Source organism: Streptomyces lonarensis (assembly GCF_012033735.1).
Lineage (GTDB): Bacteria > Actinomycetota > Actinomycetes > Streptomycetales > Streptomycetaceae > Streptomyces > Streptomyces lonarensis.
Map to the genome: position 1 here is coordinate 1 of NZ_JAAVJD010000248.1, position 7,375 is coordinate 7,375.

General features: G+C 73.1%; 9 protein-coding genes and 1 tRNA gene. 4 read left to right on the top strand and 6 right to left on the bottom strand.

Going from position 1 to position 7,375, the window contains the following annotated elements:
* The 3 genes from HCN56_RS21730 to HCN56_RS21740 all read left to right on the top strand — a co-directional run.
* Nucleotides 1-659: CBM96 family carbohydrate-binding protein (locus HCN56_RS21730; RefSeq protein ID WP_167973708.1), on the top strand; the 659-nt coding region annotated here is incomplete at its 5' end.
* Nucleotides 660-733: 74 nt separating this feature from the next.
* Nucleotides 734-1,378 (top strand): riboflavin biosynthesis intermediates N-glycosidase, encoded by a 645-nt coding sequence (ybiA, locus tag HCN56_RS21735; protein WP_376770910.1) that lies wholly within the window; start codon nucleotides 734-736, stop codon nucleotides 1,376-1,378.
* A gap of 415 nt (nucleotides 1,379-1,793) precedes the next feature.
* Nucleotides 1,794-1,973 (top strand): hypothetical protein, encoded by a 180-nt coding sequence (locus HCN56_RS21740; RefSeq protein ID WP_167973710.1) that lies wholly within the window; start codon nucleotides 1,794-1,796, stop codon nucleotides 1,971-1,973.
* A 299-nt stretch (nucleotides 1,974-2,272) separates the two neighbouring features.
* Here HCN56_RS21740 and HCN56_RS21745 read toward each other — a convergent pair.
* The 6 genes from HCN56_RS21745 to ehuB all read right to left on the bottom strand — a co-directional run bounded on the left by HCN56_RS21745 (nucleotide 2,273) and on the right by ehuB (nucleotide 6,552).
* Nucleotides 2,273-2,346: transfer RNA gene (locus HCN56_RS21745), tRNA-Lys, on the bottom strand.
* Between the two features lie 91 nt (nucleotides 2,347-2,437).
* On the bottom strand, nucleotides 2,438-3,196 hold the full coding sequence (locus HCN56_RS21750) for an IclR family transcriptional regulator (RefSeq protein ID WP_167973712.1): 759 nt from the start codon (nucleotides 3,194-3,196) through the stop codon (nucleotides 2,438-2,440).
* A gap of 180 nt (nucleotides 3,197-3,376) precedes the next feature.
* Nucleotides 3,377-4,213, bottom strand: coding sequence for an ectoine/hydroxyectoine ABC transporter ATP-binding protein EhuA (gene ehuA, locus HCN56_RS21755; protein WP_167973714.1), 837 nt, complete (start codon nucleotides 4,211-4,213; stop codon nucleotides 3,377-3,379).
* Between the two features lie 40 nt (nucleotides 4,214-4,253).
* The gene (ehuD, locus tag HCN56_RS21760; protein ID WP_167973716.1) at nucleotides 4,254-4,916 is read right to left on the bottom strand and encodes an ectoine/hydroxyectoine ABC transporter permease subunit EhuD; all 663 of its coding nucleotides are present in this window, start codon (nucleotides 4,914-4,916) and stop codon (nucleotides 4,254-4,256) included.
* Entirely contained in the window at nucleotides 4,913-5,641 is a 729-nt protein-coding gene (gene ehuC, locus HCN56_RS21765) for an ectoine/hydroxyectoine ABC transporter permease subunit EhuC (protein ID WP_167973718.1), read from the bottom strand. Before ehuC ends, ehuD begins: the two co-directional genes overlap by 4 nt.
* Complete coding sequence (ehuB, locus tag HCN56_RS21770; RefSeq protein WP_245246866.1) at nucleotides 5,638-6,552, bottom strand: ectoine/hydroxyectoine ABC transporter substrate-binding protein EhuB; 915 nt, start codon at nucleotides 6,550-6,552, stop codon at nucleotides 5,638-5,640. The genes ehuC and ehuB overlap by 4 nt, the downstream gene beginning before the upstream one ends.
* 141 nt (nucleotides 6,553-6,693) lie before the next feature.
* Between ehuB and HCN56_RS21775 the strand changes: the two genes are divergently transcribed.
* On the top strand, nucleotides 6,694-7,209 hold the full coding sequence (locus HCN56_RS21775; RefSeq protein ID WP_167973722.1) for a DUF3830 family protein: 516 nt from the start codon (nucleotides 6,694-6,696) through the stop codon (nucleotides 7,207-7,209).
* Nucleotides 7,210-7,375 lie beyond the last annotated feature (166 nt).

Genomic DNA, 7,375 nt, shown 5'->3' on the forward strand with positions numbered 1-7,375 from the left:
CCCCCGACGCCGGGGTCACCGTCCTCACCGCCGAGGACGACCTCGTCGAGCTGCTCGTCGAGACGGGCGGCACCCACGGCGGCTCCCACACGGTCACGTTCGGCGCCGGGCCGCCGCCGGCCCTCCGCCGGACCCGGCTGATCCCGGCGGAGGCCACCGCGACCGTCCGCGCCGGGCGCCACGCGGGGCGTCCGTCCCCCGGGCCCGACCGGCTCACGGTCCGCCACGCGGCCGCCCCCGACGGCACCGCCCGCGCCCTGCTGCGGTTCGCACTCCCGCCCGACCTGCCCGCGCGGGGCGTCGAGCGCGCGGTCCTCTGGGTCTTCGGAGCGATCCCCAAGGACCCGGACAGCCGCGCCGCCGACATGCTGCAGCACCCGCTCCGCGCCCACGCCGCCGCACCCGGACACCGGGCGTGGCAGGAGGCGACCGTCACCTGGCACAGCGCGCCCCGCCCCGGGCCGCCGCTGGGGGAGGCGTGGGCCACCACCTATTCCGACTGGGCGGGGCTGGACGTCACCGCCGCGCTCGGCGCGGGCCGCGCCCCGCTGACGCTGGTGCTCGCCCAGGACGATCCGGGGCCGCTCACCGAACTCGCCGGCCGGACCGCCGCCCGGCCGGCGGTGCGCCCCCTGCTGCACCTGGTGCACCGGCTCTGACGCCCGCGACCGGGACCGGCGCCCGCGCGGGAACCCGGTGGCGGCCCGAGGCTGTCCGCCGACAGAATGCGTCGGTGTCCGAACCCCGCCGCCCCGAGGCCGCGCCCCGCTCCGCCGCCCGCCCGCACGCGTGCGGGACGGACGGCCGCCCCGCGCCGGGGACGGACGGAGCCACCCGGCGCCGCGAGGACCTGCTGCGCGCCGAGCGGGAGGGGCGGCGCCAGAAGTTCCTGTTCTTCTGGGGCCACCGCCCGCCGCCCGGCGGGGGCGTCGGCTCCGGGTGCCTCAGCCAGTGGTGGCCCGCGCCCGTCGTCCTGGACGGGGTCGTCCACCCGACCGCCGAACACCGCATGATGGTCGCCAAGGCGCGGCTCTTCGGTGACGAGGCGGTGGCCGAGCGGATTCTCGCGGCCCGGCACCCGGGCGAGGCCAAGGCGCTGGGGCGGACGGTCGCGGGGTTCGACGAGGCCCGGTGGGCCGCCCACCGCTACGCGATCGTGGTGGAGGCCTCGGTGGCCAAGTTCCGGCAGCACCCGGAGCTGGGCGCCTACCTGCGGGCCACGGGAGGCCGCGCGCTGGTCGAGGCGAGCCCGCTCGACCGGGTGTGGGGGATCGGGCTCACCGCCGACGCGCCCGACGCCGGCCGGCCGTCGGCGTGGCCGGGGCGGAACCTGCTCGGCTTCGCGCTGATGGACGCACGCGACGCGCTCGACGCGTGACGCACGACGCCCCCCCCGGGCCGCGCGGAGCGGGTTCCGGGGGTCGTCGGGCGCGGTACCGATCGGGGAGCTTCGCGGAAGGCAGCCGGCGCGGGGTCACGGAAGCACGGGGGCGCAGGGGCGGGCGGCACACGGACGGACACCGGCGGGGGGCGGGTTTCGGCCGGTGTGCGACCGCGCACGCCCCCCGCGCGCGGGACGGCCCCCTGGTCGTGACCTCGGTCACTCTGCGAGATCGACGCCCCCGGGAAGTGTGACGGATGGCACCATCGGGTAGGGAGCGGCCTGCCCGCCCCATGTGACCTGCACGTATGCCGTGGACACGACCGACTCCCGCCCCTGGTGGGGGCATTCGGGGAGCAGGTCGGCCATAACGGAGCGGCGCGATGTCGTACCCGAGGCGTACTGTGTTCGTATGTTCACCGATCCTCGCCACGAGCGTCAGGCTTCCGCGGAGGAAGCCAACGCCGCGATCCGCGCCCTGGTCACAGCCCAGGGTGGTCGGGCATGGTCGGCGGATGACCTCGCGGAGCTCGGTCGCCTCAGGGCCGAATGGCTCGCCGCCGTGCGCGCCCAGGTGACCACCGCCGCTTGAAGGACTCCGCCGGGGGCGCAACCCGGCGCCTCCTAGCCGCCTCCGCACCGCGGGGGCACGCCGCCGCTCCCCGCGCCCGCTGTGCGCCCCCTCAGCAGTGACGCCTCAACCACGCGCCGCCGCTCGCGACCGTGCCGCTCTCCGCGGCCGGTGCGGCGGCGCGGGCGTCCTGTCGCGCCCCGATTCCGCCCGCCGCCTCCCGGTCCCGGCGGTGCCCGCCGCCCACCACCATGGGCGTCCGGGCACGACGGGACGACGAAGGGCTTCCCGGCCTGAGCCGGGAAGCCCTTCGTCTGAGGTGCGCCGCCAGGGACTCGAACCCCGGACCCGCTGATTAAGAGTCAGCTGCTCTAACCAACTGAGCTAGCGGCGCCTCTTTCGGCCTCTCGGCCGGACAACAAGAACTCTACCCGCTCCCCGGGGGTGCTGATGACCACCGGCGGGTGTCCGCGCGGTGGCCCCGCTCACAGCGACAGCGACAGCAGCGCCGGTGCCGCCTGGTCGTTCAGGGTCTCCGCCGCCTCGCGCAGTCGATGGGCCTGCCCGATCGGCAGCGAGAGCGCGAGAGCGCCGACGGTCGCCCCCGCCGTCAGCGGCACCGCCGCGCACAGCGTGCCCACCGCGTACTCCTGCAGGTCCAGCACCGGCATGGTCGCCGGCTGCCGCTCCAGGGTGGCCAGCAGCACCCGATGATCGGTGACCGTGCGGGAGGTCAGCCGCGCGGTGGGATGGCGCGAGAAGTGGTCCTCCCGCCCCTCGTGGTCCAACTGGCTGAGCAGGCACTTTCCCAGCGCCGTGGCGTGCGCGGCGGAGCGGAGGTCCACCCACTGGTGCACCGCCGGCCGGTCGGGCGCCGCCGACACATGGGGGACGGTGAGTTCCCCGCCCACGTAGCGGCCGACGTAGACCGCGGCCCCGACGCTGCGGCCGAGCCGGTCCAGCGCCTGTCGCAGCTTCTCCTCGCGCACCTGGTGGCGGCTGTCCTCGCCGCCCAGCCGCAGCAGCGCCTCGCCGGCGCACCAGCCGCCGTCGTCGAGCTCCCGGAGGTAGCTCTCCCGGGCGAGCATCCGCAGCAGGCCGGCGGCCTGGCGCGGCGGGAGCTGGAGCTCGGTGGCCAACTCGTCCTCGCCCACGCCGTCCGGACGCCGGGCCACCGCCTCCAGCGCTCGGAGCGCGTACCGGACGGAGTACAGCGGGGCGATCGCCCCGGATCCCAGTGCCACAGCGCCCTCCCGCGGGTTACCGCAGCCGCCCTCTCGTACACGGGAAGCCGACAAGGCACCCAAGGTTAGCCGCGAACCTCCGTACGGGGAGGGCTGGTCGGCACTCTGGCCGAAACGGCCCGCGACCCGCCCCCGGCAGGCGGGGACGGGTCGCGGAGCGCCCTGGGCGCGTACGCGGGCTCAGTGGACGGAGCTGAGGAACTCCCTCGTCCGCTCGTGATCAGGGTCGTTAAAGATCTTGTCCGGGGAACCGGACTCGACGATCTTCCCCTGATCGAACATGAGCACCTTCTGAGAGATGTCGCGCGCGAAGCTCATCTCGTGGGTCACGCAGACCATGGTGATGTCGGTGGAGCGGGCGATGTCCCGCAGCACGTCCAGTACCCCGGCCACCAGCTCCGGGTCCAGAGCCGAGGTCACCTCGTCCAGCAGCAGCACCTTCGGCCGCATCGCCAGCGCGCGGGCGATCGCGACGCGCTGCTGCTGGCCGCCGGAGAGCTGCGAGGGGTACTTGTCGAGGTGCTCGGTCAGGCCGACCAGCTCGATCAGCCCCCGCGCGCGCTCCTCCGCCTCGTCCTTCTCCATGCCCAGCACGTGCACCGGCGCCTCGGTCACGTTGCGCAGCACCCGCATGTTGGGGAACAGGTTGAACTGCTGGAAGACCATGCCGATCTTCTTGCGGACGGCGCGGTTGTGCGCCTCGCCCGCCGGGACCAGCTTGCCGTTCTTCCGCTCGTGGGTGAGGTACTCGCCGTCCACCTCGATGGTGCCCTCGTCGGGCTTGGCGAGCGTCATCAGCAGCCGCAGGATCGTCGTCTTGCCCGAGCCGGAGGGGCCGATCAGCGTCACGTGCTTGTTGGCCTCGACGCCGAAGCACAGGTCGTCCAGGACGACGTTGTCACCGAACCGCTTGGTGACGTCGGTGAAGGTGATCAGGTCCTCGCCGGCCCGCCGGCCGTCCGCGGTGCCCCCGGCCTCGCCGGGCTGTCCTGCGGGGGTGTCGTTGGGGGTGTTCACCGGTGCCTCCGGGTCCGCTTCGTTCTTCCTCGGGGTGGGCTCAGTAGGTGGCAAGGCGTCGCTCCAGGACTCGGATCAGCAGGGACGCCGGGTAGGCGATGACGATGAACGCCACACCGACCACCGTGATCGGCTCCATGAAGTTGAACGACTGCACGCCGTACTCGCGGGCGGTCAGCAGCAGCTCGGTGAGGCCGATGGTGGAGATCAGCGGCGTCTCCTTCAGCATCGCGATGACGTAGTTGCCGAGCGCCGGCACGGTGCGCCGGAACGCCTGCGGCAGGATCACCGCACGCCAGGTGTGCCCCATCGGCAGCGACAGGGCCCGCGCCGCCTCCCACTGCCCGACGGGGACGCCCTCGATCCCCGCGCGGTACACCTCCATCGTGTACGTGGAGTAGTGCAACCCCAGGCCGATGGAGCCGGCGACCAGCGGCGACAGCGTCGGGCCGCCCGGCAGGTCGGGAATGACGAAGAAGAGGAAGAACAGCTGGATCAGCAGCGGCGTGTTCCGCACGAACTCCGTGACGCCGATGACCGGCCAGGCCACCCAGCGGGGGCCGCGCAGCGCGACCGCCCAGACCAGGCCGAGGGAGAACGCCAGCAGCGTGCCGAAGAGCAGCGCCTGGAGGGTCAGCAGCAGGCCGTCCCAGAAGTACGGCATGAAGTCCCATACCGCGTCCCAGTTCCAACTCCGGCTCATCGGGCACCCCCGTCGGTGGTCGAACCGCCGGCCGTGGCCGTCCCGGCGCGCGAGAACAGCGGCTTCCGCTCGGGTAGCTTGCCGACGCCGCGCTTGGCGTGGCGCTCCACGGCGCGCATGCCGCGGGTGACGCCGAAGGCCAGCACGAAGTAGATGACCAGGAGCAGGGTGTAGACCGGCGCGCTCTCATTGGTCGAGAGCCGGATGACGTTGCCCGCGAAGGCGAGGTCCGCCACGGCGATGACCGAGACCAGCGCCGTGCCCTTGAGCAGCTCGATCGCGAGGTTGTTGAAGGGCGGGACCATCTCCGGCCACGCCTGCGGGATCTCGATGCGCCGGAGCCGCTGCAGCCGGGTGAAGCTGAGCGCGATGCCCGCCTCGCGCTGCGCCTCAGGCACCGCCGCGAGCGAGCCGCGCACGATCTCCGAGCCGTAGGCGCCGTAGGTGAGGCCGAGCGCGAGCGCCCCGGCCCAGAGCGGTACCAGCTGCCAACCGAACAGCAGTGGAAAGGCGAAGGCGAACCAGAAGATCACGACGAGCGCGGAGGCGCCGCGGAAGATCTCGAAGTAGGCGCCGGAGAGGAAGCGCACGATCCACAGCTCGGAGGTGCGCAGGGTGCCGACGACGAACGAGACGACCAGCGCGATGAGCGCGCTGAACACGGCGACCTGCACGGTGATCCACAGGCCGGGCAGAATCCAGTTGCTGACGAGACCCCACGTCATGCGTCACAGAGCTCCTCGGCCGTGAGATCGGTCATGTCCTCTTCGGTGAACCCGAAGGGGGAGACGATCTCCAGCAGCTGGCCGCTCTCCTTCATCTCGTGGAGTTCGGCGTTGAAGGCGTCGCGCAGCCGGGTCTCGGTCGGGGAGAAGGCGAAACCGCCCGCGCCGATCTGCTCCTCGCCGTCGACGACGGGGGTGAACGGCTCGGTGGCCTCCACCCCTGCGGTGTTCCGGGCAGCGGAGACCATGGTGGGAGCGGTCCCGAAGAAGGCGTCGATGCGTCCCTGCCGCACCGCGGTCAGCCCTGCCAGCTGGTCTGGCAGGGTGCCGATCTTCCCCGGGGCGACCCCGTTGCCGATGGCGTAGTCGCGCTGGAACCAGCCCGGACCGGTGGCCACCGTGGCGCCGGTCTCGGCGATGTCGGTGTAGCTCTCCAGCCCCAGGGGGTTGCCCTCGGCGACGATGAAGGCGTCCTTGGCCACGTAGTCGGGGTCGGAGAAGATCACCTGGGCACAGCGCTCCGGGGTGATCCACATGCCGGCGGCGACGACGTCGAACTGCCCGACGCGGAGGCCGGGGATGAGGCTGCCGAATTCGGTGAGGACGGGCTGGAAGCTGTCGACACCGAGCCGGCCGAAGATCTCCTCGGCGATGGCCGGGGCCTGCCCCGTCAGCTTCCCGCTGTCCTTGTCGATGTACGAGTAGGGGACCTCACTGGCGATGCCGAGCCGGACGACGCCCTGGGAGCGCAACCGGTCCAGCAGGTCGCCGCCGTCCTCGGCCGCCGAGGTGTCCACCCGGGAGCACCCGGCCAGTCCCAGCGAACCGAGGGCGACGGCGCCGCCGAGCAACAAGGCTCTGCGGCTGATCCCCCCGTTGACAGAAGTAGTTTTTCGTGATGGTCGAACCATACGCGCGCGGCTACCCGGTGGTCCGGAAGTCATGCGCTGGTATACCCGACCGGGTGCACGGCGAGGCGCAGTCGCAACCTGACCGGCGGATGCGCCACCATGGCGGGCGGACGAACCGGACCGAAACCACCGGAGGTGTGCATGGCCGAAGCGACTGCTCCCGAGCGTTTCATCACCGTCTCGCTGGCGAAGCGCGGCGTCAGCTGTACCGCAAAACTGCTCGACGACCGCGCGCCGATCACCTGTGCCGCGGTGTGGGACGCCCTGCCGCTGGGCGGCGACGTCTACCACGCCAAGTACGCGCGCAACGAGATCTACGCCCTGCTCCCGCCCTTCGCCCCGGCGGAGCCCCCGCTGGAGAACCCGACGATCACCCCGATCCCCGGCGACCTCTGCTACTTCACCTTCACCCAGACGCAGCTGGCGACGAAGTCCTACGGCTACGACGACTCGGCCCCGCACCACGAGCGGTCGACCGTCGTCGACCTGGCGCTGTTCTACGAACGCAACAACCTGCTGATCAACGGCGACGCCGGCTGGGTCCCCGGGATCGTGTGGGGCAGCGTGGTGGAGGGCCTGCCCGAGATGGCCGACGCCTGCCAGGACCTCTGGCGGGCCGGTGCGCTGGGCGAGTCCCTGACCTTCGCCCGCGCCTGACCGCGCCCCGCCCGGGGTGCGCCCCCGCGCGACCGCGGGCGGGGGCGCCCCTGCCCGCCGGGGTGGCGGGGTGCCGGGCGCGCCCGGACGCGCCGGGGGTGAGCCCGCCGAACGGGTGAAGCGCCCGCTCCGCGGTGGCGCACCGCGGGCGGCCGCACCACCGCCC